The organism is Pseudomonas sp. PDM14, from assembly GCF_014851905.1.
Classification (GTDB): domain Bacteria; phylum Pseudomonadota; class Gammaproteobacteria; order Pseudomonadales; family Pseudomonadaceae; genus Aquipseudomonas.
On record NZ_JACVAQ010000001.1, the window covers coordinates 1,411,335 to 1,431,063 of the forward strand.

Consider the following 19,729-nt stretch of genomic DNA (forward strand, 5'->3'; position numbering starts at 1 on the left):
GTGAAGACGCGATACCGGCCAAAAAAGCTGGCGTAAATGACCTGATAGGGCTCAGTCGGCGGGGGTAGGAGCCGGTGCCTGGCACAGCACCCAGTCGTGCAACAGGGTCTGCAGTTCGACGAACTTGACCGGCTTGGCCATGTAGTCGCTCATGCCCGCCGCCAGGCATCGCTCGCGGTCGCCGCTGTGGCTGTGCGCGGTGATCGCCAGCACCGGCAGCTCGGCACAGCCGGGGAGCGTACGCAGCGCGCGGCAGGTGGCGAAGCCGTCCATCACCGGCATCTGGCAGTCGAGCAGCACGGCATCCACCGGCTCGCGGCGCAGGTGCTCCAGCGCCTCGACGCCGTTGTCGGCGGTGCGCACGCGGTAACCGAGCTTGAGCAGCATGCCGCGGGTCACCAACTGGTTGATCGCGTTGTCCTCGACCACCAGCACGGTGCACTGCTCGGGCTGGCGCTGCGGCCGGCCGCCGACACGGCGGCCACTCGGCGCCTGGCTCGCGCTCTGCACCGGCAGGCTCAGTTGCAGGGTCAGCTCGAAGGTACTGCCGGCGCCCGGTAGCGAGTCATGCCGCAGGTTGCCGCCGAGCAGCTCGACCAGCTGCCGGCAGATCGCCAGGCCGATGCCGAGGCCGCCGTATTCGCGGGTCATCGAACCGTCGAGCTGCTTGAAGCGGTGGTACAGGCTGCCATCGCCCGGCGCGCTGAAGCCGATGCCGGTGTCGATCACCTCGATGCGCAGCGGCATGCTGCCGGCCAGCGGCCCGGCGGCACTGACACGCACGCTGACGCTACCCGCGCGGGTGAATTTGATGGCGTTGTCGATCAGATAGCCAAGGCTCTGCGCCAGCTTGCCGGCGTCGCCTTCGAGGGTGTCCGGCAGGCTGTCTTCCAGGCTCACGGAAAACTGCAGCCCCTTGCCCAGCGCCCGGGCGCAGTACTGCGCCTGCAGCCCGTCGAACAGGCCGCGCAGGCTGAACGGCTCGCGCCGCGGATAGAGCTTGCCGGCCTGCAGCTCGGTCAGGGCGAGGATGTCGTTGACCATGTGCATCATGTCGCGCGCGGAGCTGGCGGCGGTCTTCTGGTACTGCTCCAGCTCGACATCGAGCTTGAGCGTCTGCATCAGCTCCAGCGAGCCAATCACCCCGTTCATCGGCGTGCGTAGCTCGTGGGTGACGGTGGCGAGGAATTCGTCCTTCAGGCGGTTGCTGGTCGCCAGTTCGCGGTTCAGCGTCTCCAGCTCGTGGCTGGCCTCCTGCAGGATGCGCGTGCGCTCCTCGCGCATGGCGTTGATGCGGTCGGCCAGCGCCAGCGACAGCAGGCCGACCTCCAGCGCCGAGCCGATCTGGCTGGCGTACATGGTGATGAACAGGTTCGGCAGGTAGCCGAGGACCATGAAGGTGTTGACCACCCCACCGGCGAGGAACGCCGTCCAGGCGATGATGAAGTAGCGCGCCACGCGCATGCCGCGCAGCCAGGCGAGCATGCCGGCACTGAAGATCACCACGGTGAACAGCAGCGCCAGGTAGGTCGCCAGGCGCAGGGCGAGGCCGTAGCTGGACGTCAGCGACATGACCATCACCACTCCGCCGCAGCCCATCAGCAGCAGTAGCAGGCGATCCATCCACGGGCTGTGCTCGGCGGTGTGCAGGAAGCTGCGCGAGAACTGGCAGCCAAACAGCGCCGCCGAGCCGATCAGGAACGGCGTGGAAGCATTGGCCCACCAGGGGTTGTCGGGCCAGAAATACTCGATGCCGGCACCGTTGACGGAGATCTGGTACAAGCCGAACGAGGCGATATAAAGGATGTAGTAGAGGTAGCTGGTGTCGCGGACGCTGAGGAAGATGAACAGGTTGTAGATCAGCATGCCCAGCAGCACGCCATAGATGATGCCGAGCACGTAGATGCGCTTGGGCTGGTACTCGAGCAGCCCCTGCGCCGACCACAACGTCAGCGGCGCGAGCATCGACCCCTGACTCTGCAGACGCAGGTAGACGCGCTGCGGCTGGTTGGGCGGCAGGTCAAGGGTGAACAGGTAGTTGTTCTGCGCGATCTCGCGGCTGGAGAACGGCAGCGTGTCGCCGGTGCGCCGGGCCAGGCGGAAACGCCCGGAGGCGTCCTGCAGATAGAGTTCGATGTGATCGAGCGGCGGATAGGCCAGCTCCAGGTACCAGCTCTGCGTGGCATGGGTGGCGCGCGGCACGTACTGCAGGTCGACGCGCAGCCAGAACACCGAGCGACTGTAGCCGGCGTTCAGCACCTGCGCCTGCTGCGGGCGGAAGTTGCCCTGCAGAGCCGGCGAGAGGATGTCCTCGATGGTCGCATCACCGCGCACATCCTCGAAGACCTCGATCATCGGCCCCAGCGAGAGGCGCTGGGTGTGCTCGTCGACATCGACGGCCCTGGCCAGCAGCGCGTACAGCGCAAGGAAGATGAACAGACAATGACGCATGCCGCCCCGCATAAACCCAGTCGCGCGAACCGGAGCCCGCCTGCTCCGACACCGCCGCACGCGGGGTTCGTTTGATTGGAATGCGGCCACTCTAGGGGCTGTGTCGATTTATTTCCAGCGTCGCCACGCCGACTTCCGAGCGCAGCGTTTGGGCGCCCCGCCGGCAAGTGTTAAGCTCGCCGGCCATGAACAGACACAACTCCCGTCCCGTCGTCCTCTGCCTGTCCGGCCACGATCCCAGTGGTGGTGCCGGCCTGCAGGCGGACATCGAAGCTCTGCTCGCCCAGGGCTGCCACGCCGCCCCCGCCGTCACCGCCCTGACCGTGCAGGACACCGTCAACGTTTCCGACTTCCGCGTGCTCGACCGCGAGTGGGTACTGGCCCAGGCCCATGCGGTAATCGCCGACCTGCCGGTGGCCGCCGTCAAGCTGGGCATGCTCGGCTCGGTGCAGATGGTCGATACCGTGCTGGAAATCATGCAGCTGCTGCCCGGCATCCCACTGGTCTGCGACCCGGTGCTGCGCGCCGGTGGTGGCGGCTCGCTGGGCAAGGACGACGTCGGCTTCGCCATGCGCGAACGCCTGCTGCCGGTCGCTGCCATTGCCACGCCAAACCTGCCGGAAGCCCGCATCCTCGCCGAGCTGCCCGATGGCACCGCGGATGAGTGTGCCGAGAAGCTGCTGCCGAAAATCCAACACCTGTTGATCACCGGCGGCCACGGCGACGAAAGCGAAGTGCACAACCGCCTCTATTCGCGTGATGGCAGCCGCTACACCTTCACCTGCCAGCGCCTGCCCGGCAGCTACCACGGCTCCGGCTGCACCCTGGCCAGCACCCTCGCCGGCCGCCTGGCCCTGGGCGAAGAACTGAGCAGCGCCGTGCGCTCGGCCCTCGACTACACCTGGCGCACCCTGCGCGATGCGGAGCAGCCGGGTCGTGGCCAGTTCGTGCCACGCCGCCTGCCATTGGACTTCGCCCAGTGAAACGTCCGCTGCGTGGGCTCTACGCCATCACCGACAGCCAGCTGCTCGGCGACGGCAAGCTGTTGCCCTATGTCGAATCCGCACTGAAAGGCGGCGTGCGCCTGCTGCAGTACCGCGACAAGTCCAGCGACGCCGCGCGGCGCCTGCGCGAAGCCGAGGCCCTGCGCGAACTGTGCGCCCGTTACCACGCCGAGCTGATCATCAATGACGACGCCGAACTGGCCGCGCGCCTTGGCGTCGGCGTGCACCTTGGCCAGACCGACGGTTCGCTCGGAGTAGCCCGCGCATTGCTCGGGCGCAAGGCAATCATCGGTGCCACCTGTCATGCTCGTCTCGAACTGGCCGAGCAGGCGGTCGCCGAAGGCGCCAGCTACATCGCCTTCGGGCGCTTCTTCAATTCGCAGACCAAGCCCGGCGCGCCGGCTGCCACGGTGGACTTGTTGGAGCAGGCGAAGAGCCGCTTCAGCCTGCCGATCGTCGCCATCGGCGGTGTCACGCTGGAGAACGCGCCCCCGCTGATCGAGCGCGGTGCCAGCCTGATCGCCGTCGTCCACGCCCTGTTCGCCGCGGACAGCAGCGCCGAAGTGGAGCGCCGCGCGCGCGCCTTCAGCGCCCTATTCGCCTGACCCATTCACCCTGCTTTTATAGAGAGTCCGTCATGTCCCGCTCCGAAACGCTGTTCGCCAACGCCCAGAAACATATCCCCGGCGGCGTCAACTCGCCGGTTCGCGCCTTCAAGAGCGTCGGCGGCACGCCGCTGTTCTTCAAGCACGCCGCCGGCGCCTACGTGACGGACGAAGACGACAAGCGCTACGTGGACTACGTCGGCTCCTGGGGCCCAATGATCCTCGGCCACGGCCACCCGGACGTGCTCGATGCGGTGCGCAACCAGCTGCAGCACGGCTTGTCCTACGGCGCGCCGACCGCCATGGAAACCGAGATGGCTGACCTGGTGTGCAGCATCGTGCCGTCCATGGAAATGGTGCGCATGGTCAGCTCCGGCACCGAGGCAACCATGAGCGCCATCCGCCTGGCCCGTGGCTACACCGGCCGCGACGCGATCATCAAGTTCGAAGGCTGCTACCACGGGCATTCCGACAGTCTGTTGGTTAAAGCCGGCTCCGGCCTGCTGACCCAGGGCGTACCAAGCTCGGCCGGGGTACCGGCGGACTTCGCCAAACACACCCTGACCCTGCCGTTCAACGACCTCGAAGCGGTCAAGGCGATGCTCGCCGAAGTCGGCCAGACCGTGGCCTGCATCATCGTCGAGCCAGTCGCTGGCAACATGAACTGCGTGCCGCCGGCGCCGGGCTTCCTCGAAGGCCTGCGCGAGCAGTGCGACCAGCACGGCGTGGTACTGATCTTCGACGAAGTGATGACCGGTTTCCGCGTCGCCCTTGGCGGCGCCCAGGCCCACTACGGCGTGACCCCGGACCTGTCGACCTTCGGCAAGATCGTCGGCGGCGGCATGCCGGTCGGCTGCTTCGGTGGCAAACGCGCAATCATGCAACGCATCGCCCCGCTCGGCCCGGTCTACCAGGCCGGCACGCTGTCGGGCAACCCGCTGGCCATGGCTGCCGGCCTGACCACCCTGAAGCTGATCAGCCGCCCGGGCTTCCACGCCGAACTGAGCGACTACACCAGCCGCATGCTGGCCGGCCTGCAGGAGCGCGCCGATGCAGCAAGCATTCCCTTCGTCACCACCCAGGCCGGCGGCATGTTCGGCCTGTACTTCAGCGGCGCCGACGACATCGTCACCTTCGATGACGTAATGGCCAGCGATGCCGAACGCTTCAAGCGCTTCTTCCACCTGATGCTGGATGGCGGCGTGTACCTGGCGCCGAGCGCCTTCGAAGCCGGCTTCACCTCCATCGCCCACGGCGAGACCGAGCTGAAGCTGACCCTCGACGCCGCCGAACGCGCCTTCGCCAAACTGGCGTGAGTCATACCGTGCCGTCTTGCCGGACGCCCCGGCAGGACTGGCAGCGGCCTGCCAGGTAGAAAACCTGCAAAGACTTTGTAACCACGCACCGGCTTATCCCATAATGCGATAGCCGGCGCGTTCGTCGGCCGGGTCGACACCCGTCGGTTTCGCGAGGCGCTGTGATTTTCATGAGACGCACCGGCCGCACCCTGCTTCTGGGTTGCCTGCTGCTAGTTCAACCCCTGCTGGCGTACGCCGGCGGCAACTCCCTGCTGGTGCCCGCCACCGGCCGTTGCTCGTTGAACACCGCGCCTGAAGACCTGCAACAAGCCCTCGCCACCTGCCAGGAAACCGCCACCCAGGGCGATGCTGCTGCGCAGTACGAACTGGGCGAGTTCTACTACGACGGCAAACGCGCCGAACGCGATCTGCAGCAGGCGCTGCACTGGTTCGAACAATCCTCGCTGCAAGGCAATGCCGACGCGCAACTGCGCCTGGGCACCATGTTTTTTCGTGGCGAGGGCGTGCAGGCCAACAACGTGCAGGCCTATATCGTGCTGAAGATGGCCGCGGTCAACGGCTCGGACGAGGCGATGGACAGCGCCGACCAAGTGGCCGCGCAGATGGGACGAGAAGAGATGGAGCTGGCCAGCCAGGTCCTCGGACAGATCTTCCGCAGCTACCTGCTGGAGCTGCAGAACATCGGTGGCTCGCCGTTCGATCCCATTCCAGGACAGTGACAGCGCGCCGGGAATGCCTTACTTGTCAGGCATCGGCATGGGGAACGGCATCACGTTGCCGCCACCCTTGGCCTCGCTGATCTTCGGCGTACCCAGACGCTCGACTTCATCGATCCGCACGATGGCATGCATCGGCACGAAGCTGCGCACCACGCCCTCGAACTGCGCCTTGAGCTTCTCTTCGCTGGGGTCGACCACCACCTGGGTGCGCTCACCGAAGACGAATTCCTCCACTTCCAGAAAGCCCCACAGATCGCTCTGGTAGATCTGTTTGGCGTACATCTCGTACACCTGGCCCTGGTTGAGAAATATCACCTTGTAGATGGGTTCGCGCTTGCTCATGGATGGCAGAAATTGACCACGGGTATTGAAGGGGCGCGAAGCATAGCACAGCTGCCGGACGGGCAAGCCTAGGAAGCACGCCGCGCGCCCCCTATAATGCGCGGTCCTGATGAACCACCCCGACGAAGTACAGATGGCCAAGAAGCTCTATATCGAAACCCACGGTTGCCAGATGAACGAGTACGACAGCTCGCGCATGGTCGACCTGCTGGGTGAACACCAGGCCCTGGAAGTCACGGAGAACCCGGCAGAAGCCGACGTGATCCTTCTCAATACCTGCTCGATCCGCGAAAAAGCCCAAGACCGCGTGTTCTCGCAGCTGGGCCGCTGGCGCGAGCTGAAGCTGGAGAACCCCGACCTGGTGATCGGCGTCGGCGGCTGCGTGGCCAGCCAGGAAGGCGCGGCGATCCGTGATCGCGCGCCCTACGTCGACGTGGTCTTCGGCCCGCAGACCCTGCACCGCCTGCCGGAAATGATCGACGCCGCGCGCATCACCAAGACCGCCCAGGTCGATATCAGCTTCCCCGAAATCGAGAAGTTCGACCGCCTGCCCGAGCCGCGCATCGACGGCCCCAGCGCCTTCGTCTCGATCATGGAAGGCTGCAGCAAGTACTGCACCTTCTGCGTGGTGCCCTACACCCGCGGCGAAGAAGTCAGCCGCCCGCTGGACGACGTGCTGGCCGAGATCATCCACCTCGCCGAACACGGCGTGCGCGAAGTCACCCTGCTCGGCCAGAACGTCAACGGCTATCGCGGCGACACCGCCGACGGCAGCATCTGCGACTTCGCCGAACTGCTCTACCTGGTGGCGGCCATCGACGGTATCGACCGCATCCGCTACACCACCAGCCACCCGCTGGAGTTCTCCGACGCACTGATCCAGGCCCACGCGGAAATCCCCGAGCTGGTCAAACACCTGCACCTGCCGGTGCAATCCGGTTCCGACCGCGTGCTGGCGGCGATGAAGCGCAACCACACCGCGCTGGAATACAAGTCGCGCATCCGCAAGCTCAAGGCGGCCGTACCGGACATCCTGATCAGTTCGGACTTCATCGTCGGCTTCCCCGGCGAGACCGAGAAGGACTTCGAGCAGACCATGAAGCTGATCGAAGACGTCGGCTTCGACTTCTCCTATTCCTTCGTCTACAGCGCGCGCCCCGGCACACCGGCCGCCGATCTGGCCGACGACATCGCCCAGGAAACCAAGCGCGAGCGCCTGGCGCGCCTGCAGCACAGAATCAGCCAGCAGGGCTTCGAGAACAGCCGACGCATGGCCGGCACCATCCAGCGCATTCTGGTCAGCGACTACTCGAAGAAGGACCCGGGCATGCTCCAGGGCCGCACCGAGAGCAACCGCGTAGTCAACTTCCGCAGCGACAACCCGGCACTGATCGGCCAGTTCGTCGACGTGCACATCGACGACGCCCTGCCTCACTCCCTGCGCGGCAGCCTGATCAACTGAACGGCAAGTAGACCAAAAGCTAGCCTCACCCCGTCGCCCGACCTTTCACCCTCGGGCGAGTGGGGTTATCCTCCGATCATTACCCCAGCCGACTGGCGGCCACCACACCACTTTGAACGCGCCCATAGAACCCCATCGTTTCATCCTCGAACCCTTCGAAGCACGCCGCTTCGCCAACCTCTGCGGGCAATTCGACGAGCACCTGCGCCTGATCGAACAGCGCCTGGGCATCGAGATCCGCAACCGCGGCAACCAGTTCGAACTGGTCGGTGACGCCGGCCACACGCAATCCGCCGAACACCTGCTGCGTCGCCTGTACCGGGAAACCAAGGGCACCGAACTGTCGCCCGACATCGTCCACCTTTACCTGCAGGAATCCGGCCTGGAAGACCTCAGCAACAACCCGCGCAGCGACGCCGGCGTCACCCTGCGCACGCGCAAGGGCGTGATCAAGCCCCGCGGCACCAACCAGCAGCGCTACGTGAAGGCGATCCTCGACAACGACATCAACTTCGGCGTCGGCCCGGCCGGTACCGGCAAGACCTACCTGGCCGTGGCCTGCGCCGTGGACGCGCTGGAGCGCGAACAGGTGCGTCGCATCCTGCTGGTGCGCCCGGCGGTCGAGGCGGGGGAAAAACTCGGCTTCCTCCCTGGCGACCTGGCACAGAAGATCGACCCGTACCTGCGTCCGCTCTACGACGCACTCTACGAGATGCTCGGCTTCGAGCAGGTGGCCAAGCTGATCGAGAAGCAGGTGATCGAGATCGCCCCGCTGGCCTACATGCGCGGCCGTACGCTTAACAACAGCTTCATCATTCTCGACGAGAGTCAGAACACCACCCTCGAGCAGATGAAGATGTTCCTCACCCGGATCGGCTTTGGCTCCACCGCCGTGATCACCGGCGACATCACCCAGGTCGACCTGCCGCGCGGCACCAAGTCCGGCCTGGCGCACGTGATCGAGGTACTGCGCGACGTACCGGGCATCACCTTCACCCACTTCAAGCCCAAGGACGTGGTCCGCCATCCGCTGGTACAGCGCATCGTCGAAGCCTACGAGCGCTTCGAGGATCGCCAGGCTGGCAAGAGCGAAGGCCGGGACAGCCGCGACGATGCTTGAACTGGACCTGCAGAATGCGTCCGGCGCCAGCGCGCTGCCGAGCGAGGAACAGTTCCGCCGCTGGTGTGAACTGGCCCTGCGCCAGCGCAGCGCCGACTCCGAGCTGACCATTCGCCTGGTCGACGAAGACGAAGGCCGCGAACTCAACCGCACCTGGCGGCACAAGGACTACGCCACCAACGTGCTGTCCTTCCCCGCCGACATTCCCGACGGACCGGGCGGCGAACCGCTGCTCGACATCCCCCTGCTCGGCGATCTGGTGATCTGCGTGCCGGTGGTCGAGCGTGAAGCACAGGAACAGGCCAAAACCCGCGAGGCGCACTGGGCGCACCTGGTCATCCACGGTTGCCTGCACCTGCTCGGCTACGACCACATCGACGATGACGAAGCCGAAGAAATGGAAACACTGGAACGCGATTTGCTGTCCGAACTGGGTCATGCGGACCCTTATGCCGCTGACGAATGATTGCCATCAACCAACAGATAGAAGGCTGCCGAGTAAAACACCATGAGCGAAGACCGATCGAGCAACGAGCAGAAGTCCTGGCTGGGCAAACTGACCCAGGCTTTTGCTCATGAGCCGAGAAACCGTCAGGAACTGCTGGAAGTGCTGCGTGAAGCCCACCAGAACAAGCTGCTCGACAGCGAAGCCCTGACCATCGTCGAAGGCGCAATTCAGGTCGCTGACCTGCAAGTGCGCGACATCATGGTGCCGCGGTCGCAGATGATCAGCATCAAGGCCACGCAGACGCCGCAGGAGTTTCTCCCGGCAGTCATCGAGGCCGCCCACTCGCGTTACCCGGTCAGCGGCGAAGGCGTCGACGACGTCATCGGCATCCTGCTGGCCAAGGATCTGCTGCCGTTGATCCTGGAGAACGGCAGCAAGCCATTCAACATCAAGGACATGCTCCGCCCGGCCACCTTCGTGCCGGAGTCCAAGCGCCTCAACGTGCTGCTGCGCGAATTCCGCGCCAACCACAACCACATGGCCGTGGTCATCGACGAATACGGCGGCGTCGCCGGCCTGGTGACCATCGAGGACGTGCTGGAACAGATCGTCGGCGACATCGAAGACGAGCACGATGTCGAGGAAGACAGCTACATCAAGCCCCTGCCCAGCGGCGATTTCCTGGTCAAGGCGCTGACCCCCATCGAGAACTTCAACAGCACCTTCGACAGCGAATTCCCCGACGACGAGTTCGACACCGTCGGCGGCCTGGTCATGAGCGCCTTCGGCCACCTGCCCAAGCGCAACGAAGTGACCGAGATCGGCGAATACCGCTTCCGCGTTCTCAGCGCCGACAGCCGTCGCGTGCACCTGCTGCGTCTGACCCCGCTGGAGCGCTAACCCGTGCCTCCCCTCTCCCTCCGGGAGAGGGCCGGGGTGAGGGCATCTGACTCAGCGCGAGCCTTACCCACACCTCTGCGCTAGGCGCTTGCGCGGAAGTTACCCCATCCGCTTCCTGCCTCTCCTGCCTTCCAGTACCCTTGCCGCCTGACTTCACTCAAGGAATACCGATGCGCTGGATCACCCGACCCGGCTGGCCGGGCAACCTGCTGGCGCTGTTCGCCGGCGCGGCCACCACCCTGGCCCTGGCTCCGTTCGACATCTGGCCGCTGGCCATCCTCTCCATCGCCCTGCTCTACCTCGGCCTGCGCGACCTGACACCCGGCCAGGCGACCCTGCGCGGCTGGTGTTACGGATTCGGCCTGTTCGTCAGCGGCACCAGCTGGGTCTACGTCAGCATCCACGACTACGGCTCCGCGCCGCTGCCACTGGCAGCGCTGCTCACCCTCGGCTTCACCGGCGGCCTCGGCCTGCTGTTCGCCCTGAGCAGCTGGCTGTGGGCGCGCTGGCTGCGCCGCAGCGAAGCACCATTGGCCGATGCCCTGGCCTTCGCCGCCCTGTGGCTGGTGCAGGAAGCCTTTCGCAGCTGGTTCCTCACCGGCTTCCCCTGGCTCTATGCCGGCTACAGCCAGCTGCATGGCCCGCTGGCCGGGCTGGCGCCGGTCGGTGGCATGTGGCTGATCTCGCTGAGCCTAGCCCTGAGCGCCGCCCTGTTGATCAACCTGGCGCGCCTGCGCACACACAAGCCCACCCTCGTCGCCGCACTGGTTCTCCTGCTGGCTCCCTGGATCGCCGGCCTGGTGCTGCAGGACAAGGCCTGGACCAGCCCCAACGGCGCACCGCTGAAGGTCGCCGCGGTACAGGGCAACGTCGAACAGAACCTCAAGTGGGACCCGGCCCAGCTCGAGGCGCAGCTGGTGCTGTACCGCGACCTGACCCTGAACAGCCAGCCGGCAGACCTGATCGTCTGGCCGGAAACCGCGGTGCCGGTGCTCAAGGAGTTCGCCGAGGGCTACCTGCAGTTCCTCGGTCGCGTCGCCAACGATCGCAAGGCCGCGCTGATCACCGGCGTGCCGGTGCGCCAGGCCAACGAGAACGGTGACAAGCGCTACTACAACGGCCTCACCGTGGTCGGCGACGGCCAGGGCACCTACCTCAAGCAGAAGCTGGTGCCGTTCGGCGAGTACGTGCCACTGCAGGAACTGCTGCGCGGGCTGATCGCCTTCTTCGACCTGCCCATGTCCGACTTCGCCCGCGGCCCGGCCGACCAGCCGCTGCTGCAGGCCAAGGGACTGAAGATCGCCCCGTTCATCTGCTACGAAGTGGTCTACCCGGAGTTCTCCGCCAGCCTCGCCGCGCAGAGCGACCTGCTGCTGACGGTGAGCAACGACACCTGGTTCGGCACCTCGATCGGCCCGTTGCAGCACCTGCAGATGGCGCAAATGCGTGCCCTGGAAGCCGGCCGCTGGATGATCCGCTCGACCAACAACGGCGTCACCGCGCTGATCGACCCCCAGGGACGCATCACCGCGCAGATTCCGCAGTTCGAGCAGGCCGTGCTGTACGGTGAAGTGCAGGCCATGCAAGGCCTGACGCCCTACCTGATCTGGCGTGGCTGGCCGCTGGCGGGCATTTGCGTTGTGTTGCTGGGCTGGGCGCTGTGGGCGCGGCGCCAGGAATCACGTTCCGTTCGCCTCGCATAACACAGCGCACACGCACCGGGTTCGTCGTAGGTGCGCCGCCCCTCGGCGTGGCCTTGGTGCGCACGCGCACTCTACAAAGGCCGCTCAGATAAGGCCCACAGCGTTAGCTCACTCGCGGTAGAGCAACGGGTAGACGGCCATGCCGATGACCTCGTTGAGCAGCCGCGTGCTCTGCCAGAAGGCCTGCCCTTCCGGCAGCCAGCCACCCAGCGGGCGGGCGCTGTCGACACCGAGAAAGCCCAGCGGCGCGCTTACCACTTCAAGCCCCGCACGCTCGAAGCACCAGCGCGAGCGCGGCATGTGCGAGGCCTGGGTGACCAGCACCACGCGGCGAATGCCCTGGGCACGCAGTAGCTCGGCACTGTACTGGGCGTTCTCCCACGTAGTGCGGCTGCGTTCTTCACGCCACTCGGTCGGCACGGCGAAATCACGCTGCAGCACATCGGCCATCAGCGCGGCCTCGCTGGGTGGCTCGCCATAATGCAAACCGCCACTGATCAGCACCGGCAGCTCGGTGGCGCGCTGCAGACGCGCGGCATAGCGCAAGCGTTCCAGCGCAGTCGGGCTTGGCTGATCGCTGCCCCAGGCCGGGTCGGCTGCTTCACGCCCGGAGCCCAGCACGACGATCACTTCGGCGCGCTCGCCCAGCGAATGCCATTGCGCCTCGACCAAAGCCGGCTCGCGCTCGATCAGGCGCGCTGCATGCTCGACCACCACCGGCAGGCTCATCGCCCACAAACCACCGAAACCGAGCACAAAACACAGCCTCGCCAGCCGCGGACGCAGGCGCCACAGCACCCAGGCCAGCAGGATCAGCAGCAACAGCCCGCCCGGCGGAAGAATCAGTTGTTTGATGAAAAAACGCAGCTCCATGGGCACCTCCCGTGCCCGCGAAGCCTAGCGCGGATGCCCGGTACGGAACAGCTTGGAGCCACAGGCCATGCAGGGCAGCACCCCTTCGCCACGTTGCCACTCGGCCGCCGCGCCACACAGCGCGCAGCAGAGTTTCTGCCGGCGCTTGAGCAGCGGCTTGAGCTTGCTCGACGGTTTGCTGAAGCCCTTGCTCGGCGAACGCCCAGCCTTGTCACGCGCCGGCACGTTCTCGATCAGTGCCAGCTCTTCGGCGGCCGCGTGCCAGCCGCGCAGCCAGTGCAGGTCATGGTCGAGGTAGGCGCGGATCAGCTCGAGCTCGGCTGGGGTCAGGCCACGCAACTCGAGCTCCGAAGGCGGCGCATCACGCAGGCGGGTGGCGGTGTCGGCCTCATCCAGCGCCAGGGCAAGGCGTTGCAGGAGGCGCTCGTAAAGCCCACCTCCCGCATCAGCACGCCGCAACTCTGCCATCGAGCACCTCACCAGGCTTGCACGTTCCACCCTGACAGGCCGCTGCACGTCGCCACAACCGGCAACCTCATCATTTCAACGACCTGTCAGCCAAGCTTAGCGTCGCCGCCGTCCCTGATCGTCCAGCGCGACAAACGGCGGCGCGCCGCGGCACCGGCGACAATCAAGGTTTCCCTCGGTCCGGGGCGCTCATGTATGCTACGGCGTTCCTCGTAAGCCCTCATTCCAGCGCCGAAAACCCATGCACGAACAGTATCAGCCCCGCGAAATCGAAGCCGCCGCGCAGTCCCAGTGGGACGCGCAAAAATCCTTTGTAGTGAGCGAACAACCAGGCAAGGACACCTTCTATTGCCTGTCGATGTTCCCCTACCCGAGCGGCAAGCTGCACATGGGCCACGTGCGCAACTACACCATCGGCGACGTGATCGCGCGCTACCAGCGCATGCAGGGCAAGAACGTGCTGCAACCGATGGGCTGGGACGCCTTCGGCATGCCGGCGGAAAACGCCGCAATGAAGAACAAGGTCGCCCCGGCCAAGTGGACCTACGAAAACATCGACTACATGAAGACCCAGCTGAAAAGCCTGGGCCTGGCCATCGACTGGTCGCGCGAAGTCACCACCTGCAAGCCGGACTACTACCGCTGGGAACAGTGGCTGTTCACCCGCCTGTTCGAGAAAGGCGTGATCTACCGCAAGAACGGTACCGTCAACTGGGACCCGGTCGACCAGACCGTACTGGCCAACGAGCAGGTCATCGACGGCCGTGGCTGGCGTTCGGGCGCGCTGATCGAGAAGCGCGAAATCCCGATGTACTATTTCAAGATCACCGCCTACGCCGATGAGCTGCTGAGCAGCCTCGACGACTTGGATGGCTGGCCGGAACAGGTCAAGACCATGCAGCGCAACTGGATCGGCAAGTCGCGCGGCATGGAAGTCAGCTTCCCCTATGACGCCGCCAGCATCGGCAGTGAAGGCACGCTGAAGGTCTTCACCACCCGTCCCGACACCCTGATGGGCGCCACCTACGTCGCCGTCGCCGCCGAGCACCCGCTGGCCACCCAGGCCGCGCAGGGCAACGCCGAGCTGCAAGCCTTCATTGACGAATGCAAACGTGGCGGCGTGGCCGAAGCCGACATCGCCACCCAGGAAAAGAAAGGCCTGCCCACCGGCCTGTTCGTCGCCCACCCACTGACCGGCGAGAAGCTGCCGGTGTGGGTCGCCAACTACGTGCTGATGCACTACGGCGACGGCGCGGTGATGGCCGTACCGGCGCATGACGAACGCGACTTCGAATTCGCCAGCAAGTACGCCCTGCCGATCAAGGCCGTGGTCCGCACCAGCGCCGGCGATGAAACCCCGGCGCCGTGGCAGGCCGCTTATGGCGAGCATGGCCAGCTGATCAACTCCGGCGAGTTCGACGGCCTGGATTTCGCCGGCGCCTTCGACGCCATCGAAATCACCCTGCAGAAGAAAAACCTCGGCCAGGCACGCACCCAGTTCCGCCTGCGCGATTGGGGCATCAGCCGCCAGCGCTACTGGGGCTGCCCGATCCCGATCATCCACTGCGACGCCTGTGGCGACGTGCCCGTGCCGGAAGACCAGCTGCCGGTCGTGCTGCCCGAAGACGTGGTACCGGACGGCGCCGGTTCGCCGCTGGCGAAGATGCCCGAGTTCTATGACTGCAGCTGCCCGAAATGCGGCGCCGCGGCCAAGCGCGAAACCGACACCATGGACACTTTCGTCGAGTCGTCCTGGTACTTCGCCCGCTACGCTAGCCCGCACTACGACCAGGGCATGGTCGACCCGAAAGCCGCCAACCACTGGCTGCCGGTGGACCAGTACATCGGCGGTATCGAACACGCCATCCTGCACCTGCTCTACGCGCGCTTCTTCCACAAACTGATGCGCGACGAAGGCCTGGTCAGCTCCAGCGAGCCGTTCAAGAACCTGCTGACCCAGGGCATGGTGGTCGCCGAGACCTACTACCGCACGCTGGATAACGGCGGCAAGGACTGGTTCAACCCGGCCGACGTGATCGTCGAGCGTGATGCCAAAGCCAAGGTCATCGGCGCCAAGCTGGCCAGCGACGGCCTGCCGGTGGAGATCGGCGGCACCGAGAAGATGTCCAAGTCGAAGAACAACGGCGTCGACCCGCAGGCGATGATCGATGCCTACGGCGCCGACACCTGCCGCCTGTTCATGATGTTCGCCTCGCCACCCGACATGAGCCTGGAATGGTCCGACTCCGGCGTCGAGGGCGCGAGCCGCTTCCTGCGCCGTGTCTGGCGCCTGGCCCACAGCCATGTCAGCGCCGGCCTGCCGGGCACGCTGGACACCACCGGCCTCAGCGACGAGCAGAAAGCCGTGCGCCGTGCCACGCACCTGGCCATCAAGCAGGCCAGCAACGACGTCGGCCTGCACCACAAATTCAACACCGCCATCGCCCAGGTGATGACGCTGATGAACGTACTGGAAAAGGCTGCGACCGCCAGCGCCCAGGACCGCGCCCTGCTGCAGGAAGGCCTCGAAGCCGTGACCCTGCTGCTGGCACCGATCACCCCGCACATCTGCCATGAACTCTGGCAGCAGCTGGGTCACACGGGCGCCGCCATCGACGCGCAATGGCCGCAGGTCGACGAGTCAGCCCTGGTGCAGGACAACCTGACCCTGGTCATCCAGGTCAACGGCAAGCTGCGTGGCCAGATCGACGTGCCGGCCAGCGCCAGCCGCGAAGAGGTCGAGGCGGCTGCCCGCGCCAACGAAAACGTGCTGCGTTTCACCGAGGGCCTGGCGATTCGCAAGGTCATCGTGGTGCCCGGCAAGCTGGTCAACATCGTCGCCAACTGAAACAGTCAAAACTGAACAGTCGCCAACTGATTAAACGCGGCGCCATGCCTGCAACGGCGCCGTGATTTGCCAAGGGGATAAGAGAATGATGAAACGGAATCTGATGGTAATCGGCCTGGCTGTGCTGCTCAGCGCGTGCGGCTTCCAGTTGCGCGGCACCGGCACCGCCGAGTTCGCCCTCAAGGAAATCGACCTGCAGGCACGCAACGCCTACGGCGACACCTACAAGCAACTGCACCAGGTGCTCGAGAGCAGCGGCGTCAACGTGCACAGCGGCGCGCCGTACAAGCTGGTCCTGGCTCGCGAAGCGGAAACCCGCCGCACCGCCAGCTACACCGGCAACTCGCGCAGCGCCGAATACGCGCTGAGCACCGAGCTCGACTACGAGATCCGTGGCGCGAAGAACCTGCTGCTGTTCAACGACACCCTGCAGGTGCAGAACACCTACGTGCACGACGAGAACAACCTGATCGGTTCCGATCAGGAATCCACTCAGCTGCGCCAGGAAATGCGCCGCGAGCTGGTTCAGCGCATGGTTCTGCGCCTGCAGCTGATCACCCCGGCCGAGCTGGAACAACGCCAGCAGGACGCGGAAATCCGCGCCCAGGCCGAAGCCGAAGCAGCCGCCGCGGCACGTCGCGCCGAGCAGGAGTCGGCACCGCAGCAGTCGCCGATCCAGCTGCCGATCAGCCAGTAAGACGAACGAGGGCCGCACACGCGGCCCTCTGCCTCTATAGCGATGAAACTCAACCCCGCCCAGCTCGGCAAACACCTGCAAGGCAGCCTCGCCCCGGTCTATGTAATCAGCGGCGATGATCCCCTGCTGTGCCAGGAAGCCGCCGACGCCATCCGCGCCGCCACCCGCACCCAGGGATTCAGCGAGCGCGAGGTGTTCCACGCCGAAGCCAACTTCGACTGGGGCCTGCTCTACGAAGCCGGCGCCAGCCTCTCGCTATTCGCCGAGAAGCGCGTGATCGAACTGCGCATCGCCAACGGCAAGCCCGGCGACAAGGGCACCGCCGCGATCCTCGAATACCTCGGCCGTCCGCCGGAAGACACCCTGCTGCTGATCAGCCTGCCCAAGCTTGACGGCAGCACGCAGAAGACCAAGTGGGCCAAGGCGCTGATCGAAGGCCCGAACAGCCAGTTCCTGCAGATCTGGCCAGTGGACGCCAACCAGTTGCCGCAGTGGATTCGCCAGCGCCTGGCGCAGTCCGGCATGACCGCCACCCAGGAAGCCCTGGAGCTGATCGCCGCGCGCGTGGAAGGCAATCTGCTGGCCGCCGCCCAGGAGGTCGAGAAGCTCAAGCTGCTTGCCGAGGGCAACCAGATCGACGCCGCCACCGTGCAGGCCGCCGTCGCCGACAGCGCCCGCTACGACGTCTTCGGCCTGATCGATGCCGTGCTCAACGGTGAGGCCGCCCATGCCCTGCGCATGCTCGAAGGGCTGCGTGGCGAGGGCCAGGAATCGCTGTTCATCGTCGTCATGCTGGCCCGCGAACTGCGCCAGCTGGCCAGCCTGGCCCAGCAGTTCAGCCAGGGCATCCCGCTGGAGAAGGCCTTCGCCGCGGCCCGCCCGCCGGTCTGGGACAAACGCCGCCCGCTCATCAGCAAGGCCCTGCAACGCCACTCCGCCAGCCGCTGGAACCAGCTGCTGATCGATGCCCAGCGCATCGACGCCCAGGTCAAGGGCCAGGCACCCGGCGACCCGTGGAGCAGCCTCGGCCGCCTGGTCCTGCAGATGGCCGGCCAGCGCCTGCCGCTGGGCGAATAGCACCCCGCCAGCCTCTGGACATCTTCTGTACGGCGGCGCATGATCCGCGCCGCCCGCAACGTCGCGGACGCACGTTCCAGGACTGGCCATGAGCAAGACTCCCAAGCGGCCGAACAAGGCCAAATCACTGATCGCCCAACCGCTCTTCCGCTGCCGCCAGGAAGCACCGAAGAAAGGCAAAGGCAGCTACCGCCGCGAAGCCTCCCAGCAAAACTGGGAGGCTTCTTGCGTTATGGCCGCCTGAAAAGGCCCCAGCGTGCTAAGGTCGGCCTCTGATTGAAAAGTCCGAGACGTCCGCAATGTTCCATCCTGCTACTTCCGGCCGCATGCCCGGCCTGCTGCTCTGCACCGCCCTCGCCCTGAGCGCCTGCGCCGAAGCCCCGAACGCCACGCCCGCCCTCGACACACCGACCCTGGCACCCGCCAGCACGGTAAATGCCGCCCCCGGCAACAGCGCCACTACCGAGCAACTGCCCGCCGAACCGAGCATCAGCTTCGAGGCCTGGCGCGATGCCTTCCGCCCGAAAGCGCTCGCCGTCGGCGTACAGGCCGAGCTGTTCGACCGTGCCTTCGCTGGCGTCAGCCCGGACCTCAGCGTGGTCAAGGCCGACCGCAGCCAACCCGAATTCACCCGCCCGGTCTGGGAGTATCTGGACGGCGCGATCTCCGCCACCCGCGTGCGCCGTGGCCAGGCCCTGCTCGCCCAGCACAGCGGCACCTTGACCGCCATCGAGCAGCGCTATGGCGTCGACCGCAACGTGCTGGTGGCAATCTGGGGCATGGAAAGCAGCTTCGGCCAGTTCACCGGCGACAAGTCGGTGATCCGCTCGCTGGCGACTCTGGCCTATGAAGGCCGGCGCCCGCAGTTCGCCGAAGACCAATTGCTCGCCGCCCTGCTGATCCTCCAGCACGGCGACATCGCCCCGGCCGGAATGCTCGGCTCCTGGGCCGGCGCCATGGGCCAGACCCAGTTCATCCCGACCACCTTCAACAGCCACGCGGTCGATTTCGATGGCGACGGCCGCCGCGATATCTGGAATTCCAGCACCGACGCCCTGGCCTCCGCCGCACACTACCTGCAGGCGTCCGGCTGGAAGCTCGGCGAGCCCTGGGGCTATCAGGTCGCACTCCCCAGCGGCTTCGATTACGCGCTGGCCGACAGCGACGTGCGCAAGACCGTCACCGAGTGGACCGAGCAGGGCGTGAAGGTGCCGGCCGTGGCCGTGCGCGCCGACGAGCAGGCCTACCTGCTGCTGCCGGCCGGGCATCGCGGGCCGGCCTACCTGGTGTTCGGCAACTTCCGCGCGATTCTCAAGTACAACAACTCGTCGGCCTACGCCCTGGCGGTCGGCCTGCTCAGCCAGCGCTTCGACAATAGCGTGCAGCTGCCGCAGAACTGGCCGCGCGACGACCTGCCGCTGAGCCGCAGCGAACGCATCGAACTGCAGGAACAGCTCGCCGCCCGCGGCTACGAGCCGGGTGCCGCGGACAGCATCATCGGCGCCAACACGCGCAAGGCGATCCGCGGTTTTCAGCAGAGCATCGGTCTGCCAGCTGACGGCTACCCGACCCAGCACCTGCTGCAACGCCTGCGCGCGCAATAACGCCGGCGAATTTGAAAGCAAGACCCGGAGTGCCACCGGCCGGGCAGGTTGTTAGGGTGCAGGCATCAATCGCCCAGTCGAGCGTTCGC

Annotated in this window: 18 protein-coding genes; 14 read left to right on the forward strand and 4 right to left on the reverse strand. The window is 65.9% G+C overall.

What is annotated here, in order from left to right; all coding sequences use genetic code 11:
• Positions 1–51: 51 nt before the first annotated feature.
• On the reverse strand, positions 52–2,451 hold the full coding sequence (locus tag IB229_RS06730; protein WP_192326203.1) for a hybrid sensor histidine kinase/response regulator: 2,400 nt from the start codon (positions 2,449–2,451) through the stop codon (positions 52–54).
• Between the two features lie 185 nt (positions 2,452–2,636).
• Between IB229_RS06730 and IB229_RS06735 the strand changes: the two genes are divergently transcribed.
• The 4 genes from IB229_RS06735 (at position 2,637) to IB229_RS06750 (ending at position 6,098) form a co-directional block, all read left to right on the forward strand.
• The gene (locus IB229_RS06735; RefSeq protein ID WP_192326205.1) at positions 2,637–3,434 is read left to right on the forward strand and encodes a hydroxymethylpyrimidine/phosphomethylpyrimidine kinase; all 798 of its coding nucleotides are present in this window, start codon (positions 2,637–2,639) and stop codon (positions 3,432–3,434) included.
• 8 nt (positions 3,435–3,442) lie between these two features.
• Positions 3,443–4,060 carry a thiamine phosphate synthase gene (gene thiE, locus IB229_RS06740; protein ID WP_192329298.1) on the forward strand — a complete coding sequence of 206 codons (618 nt, stop codon included), beginning with the start codon at positions 3,443–3,445 and terminating at the stop codon, positions 4,058–4,060.
• A gap of 32 nt (positions 4,061–4,092) precedes the next feature.
• Positions 4,093–5,376: a glutamate-1-semialdehyde 2,1-aminomutase gene (gene hemL, locus IB229_RS06745; RefSeq protein ID WP_192326207.1), complete on the forward strand. Its 1,284-nt coding sequence runs from the start codon at positions 4,093–4,095 to the stop codon at positions 5,374–5,376.
• Positions 5,377–5,546: 170 nt separating this feature from the next.
• Positions 5,547–6,098 carry a tetratricopeptide repeat protein gene (locus IB229_RS06750; protein WP_192326209.1) on the forward strand — a complete coding sequence of 184 codons (552 nt, stop codon included), beginning with the start codon at positions 5,547–5,549 and terminating at the stop codon, positions 6,096–6,098.
• 18 nt (positions 6,099–6,116) lie between these two features.
• On the opposite strand, the gene IB229_RS06755 is transcribed toward IB229_RS06750, so the two are convergent.
• Entirely contained in the window at positions 6,117–6,440 is a 324-nt protein-coding gene (locus IB229_RS06755; protein WP_183087225.1) for a DUF1820 family protein, read from the reverse strand.
• Between the two features lie 133 nt (positions 6,441–6,573).
• Here IB229_RS06755 and miaB point away from each other — a divergent pair, with 133 nt between their 5' ends.
• From miaB to lnt, 5 genes are all read left to right on the forward strand, one after another.
• A complete protein-coding gene (miaB, locus tag IB229_RS06760; RefSeq protein WP_192329300.1) occupies positions 6,574–7,902 on the forward strand; it encodes a tRNA (N6-isopentenyl adenosine(37)-C2)-methylthiotransferase MiaB in 1,329 nt (442 codons plus the stop codon).
• A 112-nt stretch (positions 7,903–8,014) separates the two neighbouring features.
• On the forward strand, positions 8,015–9,022 hold the full coding sequence (locus IB229_RS06765) for a PhoH family protein (RefSeq protein ID WP_192326211.1): 1,008 nt from the start codon (positions 8,015–8,017) through the stop codon (positions 9,020–9,022).
• Complete coding sequence (ybeY, locus tag IB229_RS06770; RefSeq protein ID WP_192326213.1) at positions 9,015–9,488, forward strand: rRNA maturation RNase YbeY; 474 nt, start codon at positions 9,015–9,017, stop codon at positions 9,486–9,488. The genes IB229_RS06765 and ybeY overlap by 8 nt, the downstream gene beginning before the upstream one ends.
• A gap of 42 nt (positions 9,489–9,530) precedes the next feature.
• Complete coding sequence (locus IB229_RS06775; protein ID WP_192326215.1) at positions 9,531–10,370, forward strand: HlyC/CorC family transporter; 840 nt, start codon at positions 9,531–9,533, stop codon at positions 10,368–10,370.
• 170 nt (positions 10,371–10,540) lie between these two features.
• The gene (gene lnt / locus IB229_RS06780; protein ID WP_192326217.1) at positions 10,541–12,073 is read left to right on the forward strand and encodes an apolipoprotein N-acyltransferase; all 1,533 of its coding nucleotides are present in this window, start codon (positions 10,541–10,543) and stop codon (positions 12,071–12,073) included.
• 108 nt (positions 12,074–12,181) lie between these two features.
• On the opposite strand, the gene IB229_RS06785 is transcribed toward lnt, so the two are convergent.
• Together IB229_RS06785 and IB229_RS06790 are read right to left on the reverse strand one after the other, a co-directional pair.
• A complete protein-coding gene (locus tag IB229_RS06785; RefSeq protein ID WP_192326219.1) occupies positions 12,182–12,946 on the reverse strand; it encodes a YdcF family protein in 765 nt (254 codons plus the stop codon).
• A 24-nt stretch (positions 12,947–12,970) separates the two neighbouring features.
• Entirely contained in the window at positions 12,971–13,414 is a 444-nt protein-coding gene (locus tag IB229_RS06790) for a hypothetical protein (RefSeq protein ID WP_192326221.1), read from the reverse strand.
• Between the two features lie 241 nt (positions 13,415–13,655).
• Here IB229_RS06790 and leuS point away from each other — a divergent pair, with 241 nt between their 5' ends.
• From leuS to IB229_RS06815, 5 genes are all read left to right on the forward strand, one after another.
• Complete coding sequence (gene leuS, locus IB229_RS06795) at positions 13,656–16,262, forward strand: leucine--tRNA ligase (RefSeq protein ID WP_192326223.1); 2,607 nt, start codon at positions 13,656–13,658, stop codon at positions 16,260–16,262.
• 85 nt (positions 16,263–16,347) lie between these two features.
• The gene (gene lptE, locus IB229_RS06800; RefSeq protein ID WP_192326225.1) at positions 16,348–16,959 is read left to right on the forward strand and encodes an LPS assembly lipoprotein LptE; all 612 of its coding nucleotides are present in this window, start codon (positions 16,348–16,350) and stop codon (positions 16,957–16,959) included.
• A 42-nt stretch (positions 16,960–17,001) separates the two neighbouring features.
• Positions 17,002–18,036 carry a DNA polymerase III subunit delta gene (holA, locus tag IB229_RS06805; protein ID WP_192326227.1) on the forward strand — a complete coding sequence of 345 codons (1,035 nt, stop codon included), beginning with the start codon at positions 17,002–17,004 and terminating at the stop codon, positions 18,034–18,036.
• A gap of 88 nt (positions 18,037–18,124) precedes the next feature.
• Positions 18,125–18,280, forward strand: coding sequence for an alternative ribosome rescue factor ArfA (gene arfA / locus IB229_RS06810; protein ID WP_192326230.1), 156 nt, complete (start codon positions 18,125–18,127; stop codon positions 18,278–18,280).
• A 55-nt stretch (positions 18,281–18,335) separates the two neighbouring features.
• Positions 18,336–19,640, forward strand: a complete 1,305-nt coding sequence (locus IB229_RS06815) for a lytic murein transglycosylase (protein WP_225578926.1) — start codon at positions 18,336–18,338, stop codon at positions 19,638–19,640.
• Positions 19,641–19,729: the final 89 nt, after the last annotated feature.

Coding starts and splice junctions, on each gene's coding strand:
- lnt (WP_192326217.1), top strand. CDS start 10,541: ATGCGCTGGATCACCCGACCCGGCTGGCCGGGCAACCTGCTGGCGCTG.
- IB229_RS06750 (WP_192326209.1), top strand. CDS start 5,547: ATGAGACGCACCGGCCGCACCCTGCTTCTGGGTTGCCTGCTGCTAGTT.
- IB229_RS06730 (WP_192326203.1), bottom strand. CDS start 2,451: ATGCGTCATTGTCTGTTCATCTTCCTTGCGCTGTACGCGCTGCTGGCC.
- IB229_RS06755 (WP_183087225.1), bottom strand. CDS start 6,440: ATGAGCAAGCGCGAACCCATCTACAAGGTGATATTTCTCAACCAGGGC.
- ybeY (WP_192326213.1), top strand. CDS start 9,015: ATGCTTGAACTGGACCTGCAGAATGCGTCCGGCGCCAGCGCGCTGCCG.
- lptE (WP_192326225.1), top strand. CDS start 16,348: ATGATGAAACGGAATCTGATGGTAATCGGCCTGGCTGTGCTGCTCAGC.
- arfA (WP_192326230.1), top strand. CDS start 18,125: ATGAGCAAGACTCCCAAGCGGCCGAACAAGGCCAAATCACTGATCGCC.
- IB229_RS06785 (WP_192326219.1), bottom strand. CDS start 12,946: ATGGAGCTGCGTTTTTTCATCAAACAACTGATTCTTCCGCCGGGCGGG.
- miaB (WP_192329300.1), top strand. CDS start 6,574: ATGGCCAAGAAGCTCTATATCGAAACCCACGGTTGCCAGATGAACGAG.
- IB229_RS06775 (WP_192326215.1), top strand. CDS start 9,531: ATGAGCGAAGACCGATCGAGCAACGAGCAGAAGTCCTGGCTGGGCAAA.
- leuS (WP_192326223.1), top strand. CDS start 13,656: ATGCACGAACAGTATCAGCCCCGCGAAATCGAAGCCGCCGCGCAGTCC.
- IB229_RS06815 (WP_225578926.1), top strand. CDS start 18,336: ATGTTCCATCCTGCTACTTCCGGCCGCATGCCCGGCCTGCTGCTCTGC.
- holA (WP_192326227.1), top strand. CDS start 17,002: ATGAAACTCAACCCCGCCCAGCTCGGCAAACACCTGCAAGGCAGCCTC.
- IB229_RS06735 (WP_192326205.1), top strand. CDS start 2,637: ATGAACAGACACAACTCCCGTCCCGTCGTCCTCTGCCTGTCCGGCCAC.
- hemL (WP_192326207.1), top strand. CDS start 4,093: ATGTCCCGCTCCGAAACGCTGTTCGCCAACGCCCAGAAACATATCCCC.
- IB229_RS06790 (WP_192326221.1), bottom strand. CDS start 13,414: ATGGCAGAGTTGCGGCGTGCTGATGCGGGAGGTGGGCTTTACGAGCGC.